Raw genomic sequence first — 15,307 nt, forward strand, 5'->3', positions numbered from 1 at the left:
TGTAGCGAGGCGGGCTGGACCGGAGCCGCGCCCGCTCACGAGCCGGGCCGCAGGGCGGCGATCCAGGCCAGCACGGCGAGGCCCGCCCGCACGGAGGCGGGTGCCGTGACGGTGCAGACGAGCAGCGCGAGAGCCGCGCAGGCGAGCCCGGCCACCGCGCTCCTCCGCTCGCCCGCCCACCGCAGCGCCCGCACGGACGCGATCACCGCGGCGACCGCCACGGCGACGGCGGGGAGGGCCCAGAGCGGATGCACGGAGGACGCGAGCGCGAGCAGGCCCAGCGCGAGCGCGGCGAGGCCGGGCTCGTACGGCCGGCGAGCGGGAGGGTGCCGCCGGGGCGGCCGGGGGAGGGCCGCGTCGGCCGGAGCGGATGGAGGGAGGAGTGCCGTCGTCGTCATGAGCCGATCCTCGTCAGGCGGCGGACTCTGCGGAGTGGCGATCGGCGGATCGGTGGACGAGAGGCGCCGAGCGCCTCCTGTGGAGGGACCGACCGGCGCGATCGGCGTCGTTCCGGGCGTCTCGAGGCCGGAATCGCCGGAGATCCGGGGCGGGGCTGGTAGGTTACCGACGGTCCGACCGGTTGAGGACGTCCGTCCCCGGCCGAGGACGATCCATCGAAACCAGCTGTTCCGACAGCGAGAACGTCCTGGGAGGACACTCCATGGCTGACAAGTCGCTCAACCGCACCGAGCTCGTCGCGAAGATCGCCGCCGACTCCGGCCAGAGCCAGGCCGCCGTCAACGGCGTCCTCGACTCGCTCTTCACCACCCTCGCCGACTCCGTGTCGAACGACGTGAAGGTCACCATCCCCGGCTGGATCGCCGTCGAGCGCACCTCCCGCGCCGCGCGCACCGGCCGCAACCCGCAGACCGGCGAGACCATCCAGATCGCCGCCGGCCACTCGGTCAAGGTCTCCGCGGGCACCAAGCTCAAGGCCGCCGCGAAGTAGTCGCGCCCTCCGACACGGCCCCGGCACTGCGCCGGGGCCGTCGTCGTCCGCGGACGCGGCTGCCGATCAGCCGCGGAACGTAGGCTGGACCGGTGAATCGAACCGTCCGGATCGTCGGCCCTGCGCTCGTGCTCGTCGCCGCAGCGCTCGTCGCCCTCCTCGCGGCCCTGGCCTTCGGCGGGGGAGCCGCGGCTCCGCTGCTGAACGATCCCGGCCCCGTGGTCCGCTACGGCCTCCCGATCGCCAAGCTGGCCGTCAATCTCGGCGCCGCGGGGATGATCGGCTCGCTCGTGCTGACGCTGTTCGCGCTGAGCCCCCGCGCCGTTGCCGCCCGCGACGCCCGATCCTCGTCCCGCGCCTCGACCGCTCACGCCTCCTCGCGCGCCGGTCAGTCCTCCTCGCGCGGCGGCCAGTCCTCCTCCCGCGCCGGATCGACGCGCACCGCGGTCGCCCCCGCGAGCCCCGCGCCCGCCGAGGCCGCGCCCGAGCCGCGCACCGAGTTCTCGATCGCCCTCGACGTCGCCGCCGCCAGCGCCGCCTTCTTCGCCGCGTCCAGCGCGGTGACCGGGTTCCTCACCTTCCTCAACGTCACGCAGACGCCCCTGAGCCTCGACCGCGACTTCGGCACCAAGCTCAGCTACTTCATCGGCAGCATCGAGGTCGGCCAGGCCTGGCTCATCACGACGCTGCTCGCGGCCGTCGTCACCGTCCTCTGCTTCGCCGTCCGCAACCAGACCGCGCTCGTCTTCGTCACGGGCCTGGCCCTGCTCACGCTGCTGCCGATGGCGCAGCAGGGGCACGCGGCGGGAGCGAGCGGGCACGACGCCGCCGTCACGGCGCTGGGCCTGCACCTCGTCTTCGCGGCGATCTGGCTGGGCGGCCTCATCACCGTCATCGTCCTGCGGCCCCTGCTCGGCGGCTCCCGCCTGCTGCCCGTGATCGAGCGCTACTCCAGCCTCGCGCTCGTGAGCTTCGTCGTGGTCGCGGCGTCCGGCTACGTCAGCGCCGAGCTCCGGCTCGCCACCCTCGACAACCTGCTCACCGGCTACGGGATCCTCGTGCTGGTCAAGGTCGCGGCGCTGGTCGCGCTGGGCCTGTTCGGCGTGCTGCAGCGCCGCTACCTCATCGAGCGGATGCGGAAGGCCGGCGGTGTCGGCGGCCGCAGCTTCTGGTGGCTCGTCGGCGCCGAGATCGCCTTCATGGGGATCGCCTCCGGAGTCGCTGCGGCGCTCGCGCGCACCGCGACCCCGGTCGACCAGATCGCCGCCAGCCAGCTCACGGATCCGACACCGGCTCAGCTGCTGACGGGCGAGCCCCTGCCGCCGCCCGCGAGCGCGATGAACTTCCTCACGCTCTGGAACATCGACCTGGTCTGGCTCCTGGTCTGCTCCTTCGCCATCGCGTTCTACGTCGCCGGAGTGGTGCGCCTGCACCGCCGGGGTGACCGCTGGCCCCTGCACCGCACGATCCTCTGGATCGCGGGCATGCTCCTCCTGGCCTACATCACGAACGGCGGGGTGAACGCGTACGAGAAGTACCTGTTCAGCGCCCACATGCTCTCGCACATGGTCCTCACCATGGCGGTGCCGCTGCTGCTCGTCCCGGCGGCACCGGTCACGCTCATCGCCCGCGCCGCCGCCCGCCGCACCGACGGCTCCCGCGGCGCGCGCGAGTGGGTGCTGCTCGCCGTTCACTCGCGCTTCGCCACCGCGATCTCGCACCCGATCGTCGCCGCCCTGCTGTTCGTCGGGTCGCTCTGGGGCTTCTACTACTCCCCGCTGTTCCGCTGGGCCACCACGGACCACATCGGCCACGAGTGGATGATCGTCCACTTCCTGATCACCGGGTACCTCTTCGTCAGCGTCCTGATCGGAGTGGACCCGAGCGTGCACCGCGTGCCCTACGCGATGCGCCTCCTGCTGCTGCTGGGCACCATGGCGTTCCACGCCTTCTTCGGCCTCGCACTGATGACGGGGGAGGGGCTGCTCCTCGCCGACTGGTACGGAGCGATGGGCTGGGGCACCTCCGCGCTCGCCGATCAGCAGGCGGCCGGCGGCATCGCGTGGAGCATCGGCGAGATCCCCACCCTCGCGCTCGCGATCGTCGTCGCGATGATGTGGAGCCGCTCCGACGCCCGCGAGACCAAGCGCCGCGACCGCCAGGCCGACCGCACCGGAGAGGCCGAGCTCACGGCCTACAACGACCGCCTGGCCGCCCTCCAGAAGCGCGGCTGATCCGCGCCCGGGCCCCGGGGTCCCGGCGGCCCGCGGGTACAGTGGAGCGGTGACTCAGCCGACCCTCTCCGACGAGCAGCAGCGGGTCTTCGACCTCATCGAGAACACGCGCGAGCACCTGTTCGTCACGGGTCGGGCGGGCACGGGCAAGTCCACCCTGCTCAACCACCTGAGCTGGAACACCGACAAGCAGATCGTCATCTGCGCCCCCACCGGCGTCGCGGCGCTGAACGTCGGCGGCCAGACCATCCACTCGCTCTTCCGACTGCCGATCGGCGTCATCGCCGACTCCGACCTCGACCAGCCGCCCGAGCTGCGCAAGCTCCTCAACACCATCGACACGCTCGTCATCGACGAGATCTCCATGGTCAACGCCGACCTGCTCGACGGGATCGACCGCAGCCTCCGGCAGGCGCGGCAGCGGCGCTCCGAGCCGTTCGGGGGCGTGCAGGTCGTCCTCTTCGGCGACCCGTTCCAGCTCGCACCCGTTCCCGGCGATCCGGAGGAGCGCGCCTACTTCGCCGACCGCTACCGCTCGCTGTGGTTCTTCGACGCCCTCGTCTGGCAGGAGGCGCCGCTGCGGATCGTCGAGCTCGGCCGGATCCACCGGCAGAGCGACGAGCGCTTCAAGTGGATGCTCAACGCGGTCCGCTTCGGCATGGTGACGAAGGAGATCGCCGACGTGCTGAACGCGGCGGGCGCGCGGACGCCTCCGGCCGACGACGCGATCACGCTCGCGACCCGCAATGACACGGTCAACCGCATCAACCAGGCGGCGCTCGCGCGGCTGAAGGGCCCGCTGAAGACCGCGTCGGCCGAGATCAGCGGCGACTTCGGCGGGCGCGCCTACCCGGCGGACCAGAACCTCGAGCTCAAGATCGGCGCGCACGTGATGTTCCTGCGCAACGACTCCGAGCAGCGCTGGGTGAACGGCACCATCGGCCGGGTGACGAAGGTCGCGGGGACGGTGTGGGTCGAGGTGGACGGCGAGGTCCACGAGGTCGAGCCCGCGACCTGGGAGCGCTACCGCTACTCCTACTCCGCCGCGACGAAGAAGCTCACCCGCGAGATCGTCGCCGAGTTCGCGCAGTTCCCGCTCCGCCTGGCGTGGGCGGTCACGATCCACAAGTCGCAGGGCAAGACCTACGACTCCGCCGTGGTCGACCTCGGGCAGCGCGCCTTCGCCCCCGGGCAGACCTACGTTGCGCTCAGCCGCATCACGAGCCTCGAGGGGCTCTACCTGACGCGGCCGCTCCGGCCGAGCGACATCATCGTCGACAAGGACGTGCTGCGCTTCATGTCCGAACGGCGAGCCGAGCCGGCCGCCGTCGCGGAGGCGTCCGCGGACTGACGCCCCGCGGAGGAGGTCGGAGCAGGCCCTCAGGCCGCCGCGCAGGTCCGGGCGAGATCGCGGAACAGCTCCGTCGTCAGCCGGTACGCCTCCGCGACCTCCGCGATGACCCGCTCGCGCTCCTCCTCGTCCCAGCCCGCGGCGTCGAGCTGCTCGCGGTAGGTGGCGCGGAAGGCCGACGGTGCGGCGATCTCGCCGAAGAGGAAGAAGCCGACGCCGTTGGTCTCGAAGCCGAACCGCCGCTGCAGCAGCCCGCGGACGATCGCGCAGCCGGAGAGGTCGCCGAGGTAGCGCGTGTAGTGGTGGGCGACGAAGCCGCCGCTCCAACCCGCGGCCACGATGCGGATCCGGTCGACGTAGGCGCTGGTCGAGGGCAGCGGGCGGATGCGCTCCCGCCAGTCCTCGCCGACGAGGAAGCGCAGGTCCTCCGCGATCGCGGGGAGCCGGGTGAGCTTGGCCGAGAGGAAGGGCTCCGCGACCGGATCGCCGGCCATGTCCTCCGCCACGGCCTCGAGGGCCTCGTAGACGAAGTAGTGCTGCGAGATGAGCGCGATGTAGTCGTCGCGGCTGCCGGAGCCGGTCATCAGCGAGGTCATGAAGGCGGCGCCCTCGTCGTCCGCGCCGGACTGCCCGATGCGCAGGCGCAGGGCCTCGGAGAACGGGATGACGTTCGACACGGTGGCCTCCCTCGGCGACTGAGGACTGCCTTACCTTAGCCGAGCGGAGCCGCTGGGACCAGAGGCGTCAGTGCCCGTGTCCGCCGTCGACGACGGAGTGCATCATCCCGCCCATGTCGCCCGAGCCGCCCGAGGAGGCGGCCATGGCGGGGGTGGCGAGGGCGGAGACGGTGAGCGCGCCGGCCAGGAGTCCGACGAGAGCTCGCGACGGCGAGACGGCCTTCTCCTCGACGCGCGGAGAGCGGAGCGAGACGGCCACCACGGCGACCGCGATCAGCTGGAGGACCGCGGCGGCCAGCGCGGGGAGGGGCTCGGCGAGTGCGCCGAGGGCCAGAGCGAGGGCGAACGCCGCCAGGGAGGCGACCGCGACGACCAGCGCGGAGCGCGGCACGACGATCCGGCCGCGCGCCAGGACGAGGACCGCCCAGAGGATCTCGACGGCACCGAGCACCCCGATCACCGGGGCCTGCGCGCCCTCGCCGCCGGCGGCGAGCGAGAGGTGGACGAGCCCGGCGCCGAGTCCGGCGAAAGCGGCGTTGCAGCGGGCCACGGTGGTCATGGCGGCTCCTTCGCTGGATCGGGGAAGAAGAGGAGGCCCCGGATCGACACACCGCATCGTGTCGTCCGGGGCCGTTCAGTCCGTCCGCCGCGGAAAACGGCGGGCCCACGGCGGACGGAGTAGAGGGGGGCGGCAGGTGCCGCCCGGGTCAGGCGGTCGCGGCGGTGCGCGTCCTCGCCGTCTTCTCGGTGCCGAGTCCGACTCCCAGGAGCACCAGCGCGCTGGCCAGGTGCAGGAAGTGGTCGGCGGTGTTCAGCGCCAGCACGTTCAGGGCCGTGTCGACCAGGAAGAAGCCGACGATGCCGAGCAGCAGGTACACCGCTCCGACGGTCACGTTGACGGTCTTCGCCGCGGCGACGGTCGACAGGCCCGCGATCAGCAGCGCGCCTCCGATGAGCAGGTGGGCGATGTTGTGCAGCGGGTTCACCTCGAAGATGCCGAGCAGGAGCCCGCCTTCGGTCGAGAGGAACTGCACGCCTCCGGTCACGACGAAGCCGAGGAGCCCGACGACGACGTAGACGGCTCCGAAGAGAGTCGCCAGCAGTCGATTGGGGGATCTGCGCATGGTCTCTTACCTCCTTCGAGCAGCGCCTCTGCGCTGTACTCCCTCTCTTCGTAACCCGGCGCCTGCCGGTTTGGGAACGGGGTGGACTCCGCCGGTCACGGTCAGGACACGAATCGCGATCGCGCGCTCAGTGGCCCTCTCCGGCCCGACGGAGCCCCCGTACAGTGGTGCCGTTCGCAGACGACGGGGGAGTCGCACGGCATGGGATCTCGCAGACGGACGCGGACGGGGCTGCTCGTCGTCCCGGTCCTCGTGCTCGCACTGGCCGGCTGCACGCCCGCCGCCGCCTCGCGCGTGGCGGAGGCGCCCGCGCAGGCGGCGTCGGAGGAGCTCGCCTCCGCCCTGTCGGGGTTCCTCGACGAGACGGTCGGCGTCGCCGGCGCGACCGGAGCGGTCGCCGGGGTCTGGTCGCCGTGGGGCGGCAGCTGGGAGGGCGCGGTCGGCTGGGAGTCGGACGAGCGCACCACCGCCCTCACCACCGACGCGCACCTGCGGCTCGGCACCGGCGGCACCGAGGCGATGACCTGCGACGTGGTCCTCGCCCTCGCCGACTCCGGCCGGGTCGACCTCGACGCCGACGTCGGCGAGACGCTGCGCTCCCTGCCCGGCATCGACGGGCTCACCCTGCGCGAGCTCTGCGCGCACACCTCCGGCCTGGCCGACTTCCGCTCGGCGCTCTGGCCGACCGTGCTCCAGAACCCCCCGCGGCAGTGGCCGACGCTCGAGCTGCTCGCCGCGGCCCAGGTGCGCGGTGCCTCGGCCGAGCCCGGAGCGGCGTGGTCCGACTCCGCCACCGGTCCGCTGCTCGCCGGCATCGTCGCCGCGCAGGTGACCGGTCGGAGCATCGGGGAGCTCTACGACCAGTACGTGGTGCCGCGGTACGGGCTGCGGAGCACGGAGCTGCCCGGCGCCTCCGAGGTCGACCTGCCCGCTCCGTCCCCCCGCGGCTATGCGGTCGCGCTCGACCCGGCGACCGGGGAGAAGCGCTGCGACGTGCGCCTCGACGTCACCGCCGCGTCCCCGTCCGCCCTCGGCGCCGCCGGCGGAGCACTGACCGATCTGGAGGACCTCCGGCGGCTGGCGACGGGTCTCGCGGCCGATCCCGCGGACGACGCCATGTGGCGGGACCCGGTCGTCCAGGGCCAGGGCCGCGCCGACTACCTCCGCGCCGGGCTCGGCGGGCACGAGGCGGGACCCCTCCGCGGCTTCTCGGGCCTCGCGCCCGGCTTCGTCACCGCGGCGTACTCCGACCCGGTCTCGGGCCTGACCGTGGCCGTCTCGATCAACAGCTCGACGCCCGACGGGGACTTCGCCGCGACGGTCGCCCGCACCCTGGCCGCCATCGCGGTCGAGCAGGGAGCCGCGGCGGGAGCCGAGGGCCTGCCCCAGCTCCCGTGGACGGCCGACGGCGAGCGCGGCGCCGTGCAGGGGACCCCGACGCGCTGCTGATCCGGCGGCGCCCTACTCTGGTGCCATGCCGATCACTCCCGACACCAAGGACTGGACCTGGGTCCTCGAGCGCCCGTGCCTCGAATGCGGTTTCGACGCCTCGCTCGTCGACGCCGACGAGGTCGCCGAGCTCATCCGCGAGAACGCCGCCGCCTGGCCCTACGTGCTCGACCGCGACGACGCGGCGGGCCGGCCCGACGACGAGACCTGGTCGCCGCTCGAGTACGCCGCGCACGTGCGCGACGTGCACCGCATCTACCGCACCCGTGTGCAGCTGATGCTCGCCGGCGACGACCCGCTCTACCCCAACTGGGACCAGGACGTCACCGCCGTGGAGGAGCGCTACGACCAGCAGGACCCCGCGACGGTCGGCCGCGAGCTGGTCGAGGCGGCTGAGCGCATCGCCGAGGTGTTCGACTCCGTCGCCGGTGCCCAGTGGCAGCGCCGAGGCCGCCGCAGCGACGGCGCGGCGTTCACGGTCGACACGATCGCCCGTTACTACCTGCACGACGTCCAGCACCACCTGCACGACGTGCAGGGCTGAGCTCAGGTGTCGATGAGCTGGGGATTGAGGAACGAGAGCGTCCGCGCGTAGGCGAGCGCCGCGGAGGCGGGGCTGACCGCGTCGCGCAGGTTGCCGTTCGCGAAGTGACGCTGCGTGTCCGGGTAGGTGTGCGCCGTGACCGGCGTCCCCGACTCCTTCAGCCGCCCGACGAACGACTCCGGGTCGTCGCCCGCGGGCCACTCGTCGCTCTGCGCGTAGTGCAGGAGGGTGGGGCACGGGACCAGCACGTGCTCCTCCCCACCGAGGGTGGCGTAGTACGCGACCACCGCGTCCACGAGCCCGGTGCCCGCGGCGAGCAGCCCGAGGCGGCCGCCGAAGCCGAAGCCGATGACGGCGCTGCGCGGCGCCCCGGCCGCGACTCCGGTGCCGACCGCCTCGGCGACGGCGGCGAGGGTGCGGTCCTGCGCGGCCATCGCGGCGAGGTCGCGCGCGTCCTCCGGGGCGAGCGTGGCCCAGCCGTCGTAGAGGTCGGGCACGAGCACGTGGTAGCCGTGCTTCGCCACGGCCTCGGCGAACGGCTCCAGCCACGGCAGGCGCCCGAAGACGTCGTGCAGCACGACCACCACGGGCCGGCCGGGGTGCCCGTACTCGAGGGCGACGCCCGGCGACGGGATCTGGACGAGCTCTGTCACCCCTCCACCCTGCCCTCTGCGTCCCGCGATCCCGCGCGCTGCCGCGGATCCGCCCGGCGTGTCGCGTCGAAACGCCGCGCGGGCGCCTCACCGCTCCGCGCGGCCGTGCGGCTTCAGCGGCAGGACGACCTGCTCGCGCAAGTGCTCGTAGACGACCGAGGTGCGCACGTCGGCGACCTCGCGGCGCTGCGTCAGCTCGTCGATGACGAAGGCGTAGAGGTCCTGGTTGTCGCGGACGGCGACGTGGATGATGAAGTCCTCCGAGCCGGAGGTGACGAACACGCCGACTCGTCGAGGCCGGCGACCCAGTCGCGGAAGGCCTCGATGATCTCGCGCGACGGCGGACGGATGCGGACCGCGATCAGCGCCTGCACGCCGCGCCCGAGGGCCGCGAAGTCGAGAGTGAGCGTCGCGCCGGTGATCACGCCGCGGCGCCGGAGGCTCCTCGTGCGGTCGAGGGCGGTGGTCGGCGAGACGTGCACGGCGGCTGCGAGGTCACGGTTCGTGATCCGTGCATCCGACTGCAGGACCTGCAGGATCCGGACGTCGAGTTCGTCGAGTGCCGCTCCTGGGCCGTTCTGCTGGTCGTTCATACGGAGATCCTGCCGAAGGGGAGCCCTCCTGCCTACTGTTCGTGACGTCACTGCGCACGAACCGAGGAGCATCATGACCATCCCCGCCCCCGACGCCGTCGGCTTCCACCCCGACGAGATCGACACCGCCGCGCCCACCCGCTCGGCCCGCCTCAAGTGGGTGGTCGTCGTCGACGAGTCCCTCCCCGCCGGCCGCGCCGTGAACGCCGCGATCTGCGTGGGCGCCGCGACGGCCGCGCACGTCGCGGGGCTGCTCGGACCGAGCCCCGCCGACGCGTCCGGATCGCTGAATCCCGGTCTGCCGTGGGCCGGCTGCACGGTCCTCGCCGCCGACGCGGCGACCCTGCTCGCGATCCGCGCGAAGGCCGAGGCGCACGACGGGACGTTCGTCGCCGACATGCCCGCGTCGGCGCAGGCCACCCGGGTGTACGACGAGTACCGGGAGGCGGTGGCGGCGAGCGGCTCCGACGAGCTGCAGTACCTCGCGGTCAGCCTGGTGGGGCCGAGGAACCGGATCGACAGGATCGTCGGGCGGCTGCCGCTGCTGGGCTGACGGACACCGCGGGGCTGCCGGACGCCGCTGCGCTGACGGACGTCGCTGCAGCGCCGGAGGAGGAGCCGCTCGCATCGGGCCGGAGGACCGGCCGCAGACGAGGGGGGGGGAGGAGAGCGAGTGACGGGAATCGAACCCGCGCCATCTGCTTGGGAAGCAGAAGTTCTACCATTGAACTACACTCGCGCGGCGCCGCTCGGGCGCACCAGGACATCGTAGCAAGGCCCGGAGCCGGCCCACGCCCCGGGGTCGCACCACGCCCTAGGATCGCAGCGTGCTCCTCTCCGACCGCGACATCTCGCTCGAACTCGCCTCCGGCCGCGTGGGGCTCGCCCCGCACGATCCGTCGATGCTGCAGCCGTCGTCCGTCGATGTGCGCCTCGACCGCTTCTTCCGGCTGTTCGACAACCACCGCTACCCGTACATCGATCCGGCCGAGGACCAGCCCGAGCTGACCCGCCTGGTCGAGACGCCGCAGGGCGAGCCGTTCATCCTCCACCCGGGAGAGTTCGTGCTCGGCTCGACCTACGAGGAGGTGTCGCTGCCGGACGACATCGCGGCGCGCCTCGAGGGCAAGAGCTCGCTCGGACGGCTCGGGCTGCTGACCCACTCGACCGCCGGGTTCATCGATCCGGGCTTCACCGGCCACGTCACCCTCGAGCTCAGCAACGTCGCGACGCTCCCCATCACGCTCTGGCCGGGGATGAAGATCGGCCAGATGTGCTTCTTCCGCCTCAGCTCGCCCGCCGAGAAGCCCTACGGCTCGGCGGAGTACAGCTCGCGGTACCAGGGCCAGCGCGGTCCGACCGCGTCGCGCTCGGCGCTCGGCTTCCACCGCACGGACGTCTACACCGACTGACGCCGGCGCAGGGATCAGGGCGCGGGGGTCAGCCCAGCAGGCGGGGGAGCTGCAGCACGAGCCAGGGGGAGAACGCCCAGGGGGTCGAGCGGACGGCGGCGAGCGTCGCCTCGGCGTCGACCCACTCGTAGTCCATGACCTCGTCGAGGCGCGGATCGAGGGCGTCGCGGCTCGACAGCGTCGCCGTGTAGACGGGGCAGATCTCGTTCTCGACGACGCCGGACGCGTCGACCGCGCGGTAGCGGAAGTCCGGCAGGGCGACCTCCAGCGTGGCCAGCCGGGCGCCGAGCTCGCGCTCGGCCCGGCGGACGACGGCGTCCTCGATCCGCTCGCCCGGGGCGGGGTGCCCGCAGAAGGAGTTGGTCCAGACGCCCGGCCAGGTGCGCTTCTCGAGGGCGCGGCGGGTCACCAGAAGCGCGCCGTCCGGGGAGAAGACGTGGCAGGAGAACGCGAGGTGCAGGGGAGTGGCCGTGTCGTGCACGGTCGCCTTGTCGGCGACCCCCACGGCGTTCCCGGCCTCGTCGAGGAGGACCACCTGCTCGATCCGGTCCGTCTGCACAGTGGCGGCTGGCGAAGTCATACCCGCAAGTCAAGCACGCCGCAACACATCAGCCGGCTTATCGTCCTGGTTCTCCCCTTTGTTAGCCTTCCCACGTGGATACGCGCGACCCCGTGGTTCTGTCCCGGTTGAGGCAGGAGCACGTCGATGCCGTCCTGGACAGGTTCTTCTCGTTGGCGAGGTCCCGGGCGGTGCGTCTCGGACCCCGCTACCTGACCCTGTGGCAGACGCTGGAGGCCAACACCCGCGGCGGCAAGCGCTTCCGCCCGCTGATGGTGATCTCCGCGTACGAGGCCCACGGCGGCCAGGATCCGGAGGCCGCTGCCCATCTCGGCGCGGCGTTCGAGCTGCTGCACACCGCGCTGATCGTGCACGACGACGTGATCGACCGCGACTTCGTGCGCCGCGGCGGCCCGAACGTCTCGGGCAGCTACCGCGACGAGGCGACGACCGCGGGCCTCTCCATCCCGATCGCCGAGCACCGCGGGACCTCGGTGGCCGTGATCGCCGGGGACCTCGCCCTCACCGGCGCCCACCGCCTCGTCGAGGGCGTCGGCGCCTCCGACGGCGTGCGGGCCCGCCTGCTCACCCTGCTCGACGAGGCCGTCTTCGCCTCCGCCGCGGGTGAGCTGGCCGATGTGGACTTCTCTCTCATGCCGGGCATGCCCTCGGTCGACGAGGTGCTCGAGATGGAGCGCCTCAAGACGGCCGTCTACTCCTTCGAGGCGCCGCTGCAGGCCGGAGCGATCCTCGCCGGGGCCTCGGACGCCGCGGTGGACGCGCTCGGCGAGTTCGGCCGCTGGATCGGCATCGCCTACCAGATCGTCGACGACCTGCTCGGCGTCTTCGGCTCGGAGGGGCAGACCGGCAAGACCACGCTGGGCGACCTCCGCGAGGGCAAGCGCACCGTCCTCATCGCCCACGCGGCCGGCACGGACTGCTGGCCCGACATCGAGGCGCTGATCGGCGACGAGCACCTCGCGCCCGAGACCGCGGAGAAGGTGCGCGGCATCCTCGAGGAGTGCGGCGCCCGCAGCTACGCCGAGGGGCTCGCGAACCAGTTCGCCGATCGCGCCTGGGCGGCTCTGGAGACGCCCGCGGTGTCGGAGGCCTTCCGCAACGAGGTCCGCCCGCTCGTGGCCAGCGTGGTCGGGCGCACCCGATGAGCGCTGTCCGCCACGCGCGGATGCGCGCGACGATGCGCTCCGCCCGGCCGAGCCCCCGTACGGTGGCACGATGAGCCGCCAGAGCGAACTGTACGACCGCGTCGCGCACGAGTCGTCCGCGCAGGTGATCCGCCGCTACTCCACCTCCTTCGGGCTGGCCACGCGTCTGCTAGCCCCGGGCGTCCGCGAGCGGGTGGAGGACGTCTACGCCCTCGTGCGCGTCGCCGACGAGATCGTCGACGGCGTCGCCGCGGAGGCCCGTCTCGACCGGGCCGCGGTGGAGGAGTCCCTCGACGCCTTCGAGGCCGAGACCGAGCGCGCGCTCGCCTCCGGCTACAGCTCCAACCTCGTGATCCACGCCTTCGCTCGGACCGCGCGGGCGACCGGATTCGGCACCGAGCTCACCCGGCCGTTCTTCGCGTCGATGCGCGCCGACCTCCGCGAGACCGAGCACACCCCCGAGTCCTTCGAGGCCTACGTCTACGGCTCCGCCGAGGTCGTCGGGCTGATGTGCCTGCACGTGTTCCTCGCGGCGCCGGACGCGGGGCTCGTCTCCGAGGCTGCCCGCGAGCGGCTCGTGGCCGGAGCGCGCCGCCTGGGCGCCGCGTTCCAGAAGGTCAACTTCCTCCGCGATCTCGCCGCCGACGTCGACGGCCTCGGCCGCAGCTACTTCCCCGGAGTCGACCCGCGGGCGTTCTCCGAGCGCGACAAGGCCTCGCTGCTCGCCGACCTCGACGACGACCTCGCCGAGGCCGCCGCCATCGTGCCCGAGCTCCCGCGCTCGAGCCGGCGCGCGGTCCTGCTGGCCCACTCCCTCTTCGTCGCCCTGGCCGACCGGATCCGCGCGACGCCCGCCGAGGAGCTCCTCCGCGCCCGCGTCAGCGTGCCCACGGCCGCCAAGGCGGCGCTCGCGGCGAAGGCGGCCGTGTCGACGCTCGGCCCGCGCCTGGGCCCCGGCCCCGTCCGCGCGACCCGCTCGAGGACCGGCCCGCACCGCGCCGTCGTCATCGGCGGGGGGATCGGCGGACTCGCCTCCGCCGCGCTGCTCGCGCGCGACGGCTACGACGTGACCCTCCTGGAGGCGCGCGAGGCCGTCGGCGGCCGCGCCGGCTCGTGGGAGCACGAGGGCTTCCGCTTCGACACCGGTCCCTCCTGGTACCTGATGCCCGAGGTGTTCGACCACTTCTTCCGCCTCATGGGCACCAGCGCCGAGGAGCGCCTCGACCTCGTCACGCTCGACCCCGGCTACCGGGTCTACAGCGAGGGCGTCGACGAGCCGATCGACGTGCTCGCCGACCTCGAGTCGAACCTCGCGCTCTTCGAGAGCATCGAGCCCGGAGCGGGCGAGCGGATGCGCGCGTACCTCGACTCCGCGCGCGACACCTACGAGATGGCCAAGCGCCGCTTCCTCTACACGAGCTTCTCCTCCTTCCTCCCGCTGCTGCGCCGCGACGTGCTCAGCCGGACCGGGAGGCTCGGCCGCCTGCTGCTCACGCCGCTCGACACGTTCGCGGCGACGGCGGTCACCGACAACCGGCTGCGCCAGATCCTCGGCTACCCGGCCGTCTTCCTCGGCTCCTCGCCGTTCGCCGCGCCGAGCATGTACCACCTGATGAGCCACCTCGACCTCGCCGACGGCGTGCTCTACCCGATGGGCGGATTCACGAAGCTGATCGAGGCGGTCGCCGACGTCGCCGAGGAGGCCGGCGTCACCGTCCGCACGTCCTCGCCCGCCACACGGATCCTCACCGCCCGCTCGCCCCGCGGCGGACGCCGCGGCGCCGAGGTCGTCGGAGTCGAGTTCACGGGCCCCGACGGCACGGAGCGGATCCCCGCCGACCTGGTCGTCAACGCCTCCGACCTCTTCACCACCGAGCAGTCGCTCCTCCCCGAGGAGCTGCGGACCTACCCGCCCGCCTACTGGGAGAAGCGCGAGCCCGGCCCGAGCGCCGTCCTCGTCCTCCTGGGCGTGCGCGGGGAGCTGCCCGAGCTCGAGCACCACACCCTGCTCTTCACGAAGGACTGGCGCGACAACTTCGACAAGATCTTCGGCGAGCACCCGACCGTCCCCGATCCCGCGTCGATCTACGTCTGCCGCCCGAGCGCGACCGACGCGAGCACGGCTCCGGAGGGGCACGAGAACCTGTTCGTGCTCGTGCCGATCCCCGCCGACACCTCGATCGGCCACGGGGGAGTCGACGGCGCGGGCGACGCGCGCGTCGAGGCCATCGCCGACCAGGCCATCGCGCAGATCGCGTCCTGGACCGGCGCGACCGACCTGGCCGAGCGGATCGTCGTCCGCCGCACCATCGGCCCGGCCGACTTCGAGAGCGACCTCGGCGCCTGGCGCGGCTCGATGCTCGGACCGGCCCACGTCCTCTCGCAGAGCGCCTTCTTCCGCGCCGGGAACGTCAGCCGGCACGTCGACGGCCTGCTCTTCGCCGGCAGCTCCACGATCCCCGGCATCGGCCTGCCGATGTGCATCATCAGCGCCGAGGTCATGCTCAAGCGCGTGCGCGGCGACGTGTCGACCGAGCCGCTGCCCGTGCGGGAGGCGCCGTCCGCTCCGGTCGCGCCCGTCGCCGTGGGGGAGTAG

At 72.9% G+C, this 15,307-nt stretch carries 17 protein-coding genes and 1 tRNA gene; 9 read left to right on the forward strand and 9 right to left on the reverse strand.

The genetic code is table 11. The annotated features are described in order from the left end of the window. Nucleotides 1-35: 35 nt before the first annotated feature. Complete coding sequence (locus tag C5C54_RS03880; RefSeq protein ID WP_104222909.1) at nt 36-398, reverse strand: hypothetical protein; 363 nt, start codon at nt 396-398, stop codon at nt 36-38. A gap of 263 nt (nt 399-661) precedes the next feature. Between C5C54_RS03880 and C5C54_RS03885 the strand changes: the two genes are divergently transcribed. The 3 genes from C5C54_RS03885 (at nt 662) to C5C54_RS03895 (ending at nt 4,534) form a co-directional block, all read left to right on the forward strand. Continuing rightward, the gene (locus C5C54_RS03885; RefSeq protein WP_056037903.1) at nt 662-949 is read left to right on the forward strand and encodes an HU family DNA-binding protein; all 288 of its coding nucleotides are present in this window, start codon (nt 662-664) and stop codon (nt 947-949) included. 92 nt (nt 950-1,041) lie between these two features. Next, complete coding sequence (locus tag C5C54_RS03890; RefSeq protein WP_258063207.1) at nt 1,042-3,183, forward strand: bifunctional copper resistance protein CopD/cytochrome c oxidase assembly protein; 2,142 nt, start codon at nt 1,042-1,044, stop codon at nt 3,181-3,183. A 49-nt stretch (nt 3,184-3,232) separates the two neighbouring features. Next, the gene (locus C5C54_RS03895) at nt 3,233-4,534 is read left to right on the forward strand and encodes an ATP-dependent RecD-like DNA helicase (RefSeq protein ID WP_104222908.1); all 1,302 of its coding nucleotides are present in this window, start codon (nt 3,233-3,235) and stop codon (nt 4,532-4,534) included. 29 nt (nt 4,535-4,563) lie between these two features. On the opposite strand, the gene C5C54_RS03900 is transcribed toward C5C54_RS03895, so the two are convergent. The 3 genes from C5C54_RS03900 to C5C54_RS03910 form a co-directional block, all read right to left on the reverse strand. Then, nucleotides 4,564-5,211, reverse strand: a complete 648-nt coding sequence (locus C5C54_RS03900; protein ID WP_104269448.1) for a heme oxygenase (biliverdin-producing) — start codon at nt 5,209-5,211, stop codon at nt 4,564-4,566. A 67-nt stretch (nt 5,212-5,278) separates the two neighbouring features. Then, complete coding sequence (locus C5C54_RS03905; protein WP_104287836.1) at nt 5,279-5,770, reverse strand: hypothetical protein; 492 nt, start codon at nt 5,768-5,770, stop codon at nt 5,279-5,281. Between the two features lie 148 nt (nt 5,771-5,918). Further along, the gene (locus C5C54_RS03910) at nt 5,919-6,335 is read right to left on the reverse strand and encodes a DUF4383 domain-containing protein (protein ID WP_104246935.1); all 417 of its coding nucleotides are present in this window, start codon (nt 6,333-6,335) and stop codon (nt 5,919-5,921) included. Nucleotides 6,336-6,536: 201 nt separating this feature from the next. Here C5C54_RS03910 and C5C54_RS03915 point away from each other — a divergent pair, with 201 nt between their 5' ends. Together C5C54_RS03915 and C5C54_RS03920 are read left to right on the forward strand one after the other, a co-directional pair. Continuing rightward, nucleotides 6,537-7,784, forward strand: a complete 1,248-nt coding sequence (locus C5C54_RS03915) for a serine hydrolase (protein ID WP_104287837.1) — start codon at nt 6,537-6,539, stop codon at nt 7,782-7,784. A 25-nt stretch (nt 7,785-7,809) separates the two neighbouring features. After that, nucleotides 7,810-8,328, forward strand: coding sequence for a DinB family protein (locus C5C54_RS03920; RefSeq protein ID WP_104222903.1), 519 nt, complete (start codon nt 7,810-7,812; stop codon nt 8,326-8,328). 2 nt (nt 8,329-8,330) lie between these two features. On the opposite strand, the gene C5C54_RS03925 is transcribed toward C5C54_RS03920, so the two are convergent. The 3 genes from C5C54_RS03925 to C5C54_RS03930 form a co-directional block, all read right to left on the reverse strand. Continuing rightward, a complete protein-coding gene (locus C5C54_RS03925; protein WP_104233076.1) occupies nt 8,331-8,981 on the reverse strand; it encodes a dienelactone hydrolase family protein in 651 nt (216 codons plus the stop codon). An 87-nt stretch (nt 8,982-9,068) separates the two neighbouring features. After that, nucleotides 9,069-9,263 carry an Lrp/AsnC ligand binding domain-containing protein gene (locus C5C54_RS18235; RefSeq protein WP_258063209.1) on the reverse strand — a complete coding sequence of 65 codons (195 nt, stop codon included), beginning with the start codon at nt 9,261-9,263 and terminating at the stop codon, nt 9,069-9,071. Then, nucleotides 9,173-9,655, reverse strand: coding sequence for an Lrp/AsnC family transcriptional regulator (locus C5C54_RS03930; protein WP_308470735.1), 483 nt, complete (start codon nt 9,653-9,655; stop codon nt 9,173-9,175). Before C5C54_RS03930 ends, C5C54_RS18235 begins: the two co-directional genes overlap by 91 nt. On the opposite strand from C5C54_RS03930, the gene C5C54_RS03935 reads away from it, so the two are divergent. After that, the gene (locus C5C54_RS03935) at nt 9,648-10,127 is read left to right on the forward strand and encodes a DUF2000 domain-containing protein (protein ID WP_104287838.1); all 480 of its coding nucleotides are present in this window, start codon (nt 9,648-9,650) and stop codon (nt 10,125-10,127) included. The genes C5C54_RS03930 and C5C54_RS03935 overlap by 8 nt on opposite strands. 115 nt (nt 10,128-10,242) lie before the next feature. Here C5C54_RS03935 and C5C54_RS03940 read toward each other — a convergent pair. Continuing rightward, nucleotides 10,243-10,313: transfer RNA gene (locus tag C5C54_RS03940), tRNA-Gly, on the reverse strand. Between the two features lie 88 nt (nt 10,314-10,401). Here C5C54_RS03940 and dcd point away from each other — a divergent pair. Beyond that, nucleotides 10,402-10,986, forward strand: coding sequence for a dCTP deaminase (gene dcd, locus C5C54_RS03945; protein WP_104246931.1), 585 nt, complete (start codon nt 10,402-10,404; stop codon nt 10,984-10,986). A 28-nt stretch (nt 10,987-11,014) separates the two neighbouring features. On the opposite strand, the gene idi is transcribed toward dcd, so the two are convergent. After that, entirely contained in the window at nt 11,015-11,566 is a 552-nt protein-coding gene (gene idi, locus C5C54_RS03950) for an isopentenyl-diphosphate Delta-isomerase (protein WP_104222897.1), read from the reverse strand. 170 nt (nt 11,567-11,736) lie between these two features. On the opposite strand from idi, the gene C5C54_RS03955 reads away from it, so the two are divergent. Both C5C54_RS03955 and crtI read left to right on the forward strand, forming a co-directional pair. Then, a complete protein-coding gene (locus tag C5C54_RS03955; protein WP_244229492.1) occupies nt 11,737-12,711 on the forward strand; it encodes a polyprenyl synthetase family protein in 975 nt (324 codons plus the stop codon). Between the two features lie 70 nt (nt 12,712-12,781). Beyond that, entirely contained in the window at nt 12,782-15,307 is a 2,526-nt protein-coding gene (crtI, locus tag C5C54_RS03960) for a phytoene desaturase family protein (protein WP_104287839.1), read from the forward strand.

Origin of the sequence: Rathayibacter sp. AY1F2 (assembly GCF_002930885.1) — a bacterium.
In the GTDB taxonomy this organism is placed as follows: Bacteria; Actinomycetota; Actinomycetes; order Actinomycetales; family Microbacteriaceae; genus Rathayibacter.

Coding starts and splice junctions, on each gene's coding strand:
- C5C54_RS03930 (WP_308470735.1), bottom strand. CDS start 9,655: ATGGTCATGATGCTCCTCGGTTCGTGCGCAGTGACGTCACGAACAGTA.
- C5C54_RS03915 (WP_104287837.1), top strand. CDS start 6,537: ATGGGATCTCGCAGACGGACGCGGACGGGGCTGCTCGTCGTCCCGGTC.
- C5C54_RS03920 (WP_104222903.1), top strand. CDS start 7,810: ATGCCGATCACTCCCGACACCAAGGACTGGACCTGGGTCCTCGAGCGC.
- idi (WP_104222897.1), bottom strand. CDS start 11,566: ATGACTTCGCCAGCCGCCACTGTGCAGACGGACCGGATCGAGCAGGTG.
- C5C54_RS03885 (WP_056037903.1), top strand. CDS start 662: ATGGCTGACAAGTCGCTCAACCGCACCGAGCTCGTCGCGAAGATCGCC.
- C5C54_RS03935 (WP_104287838.1), top strand. CDS start 9,648: ATGACCATCCCCGCCCCCGACGCCGTCGGCTTCCACCCCGACGAGATC.
- C5C54_RS03905 (WP_104287836.1), bottom strand. CDS start 5,770: ATGACCACCGTGGCCCGCTGCAACGCCGCTTTCGCCGGACTCGGCGCC.
- C5C54_RS03880 (WP_104222909.1), bottom strand. CDS start 398: ATGACGACGACGGCACTCCTCCCTCCATCCGCTCCGGCCGACGCGGCC.
- crtI (WP_104287839.1), top strand. CDS start 12,782: ATGAGCCGCCAGAGCGAACTGTACGACCGCGTCGCGCACGAGTCGTCC.
- C5C54_RS03910 (WP_104246935.1), bottom strand. CDS start 6,335: ATGCGCAGATCCCCCAATCGACTGCTGGCGACTCTCTTCGGAGCCGTC.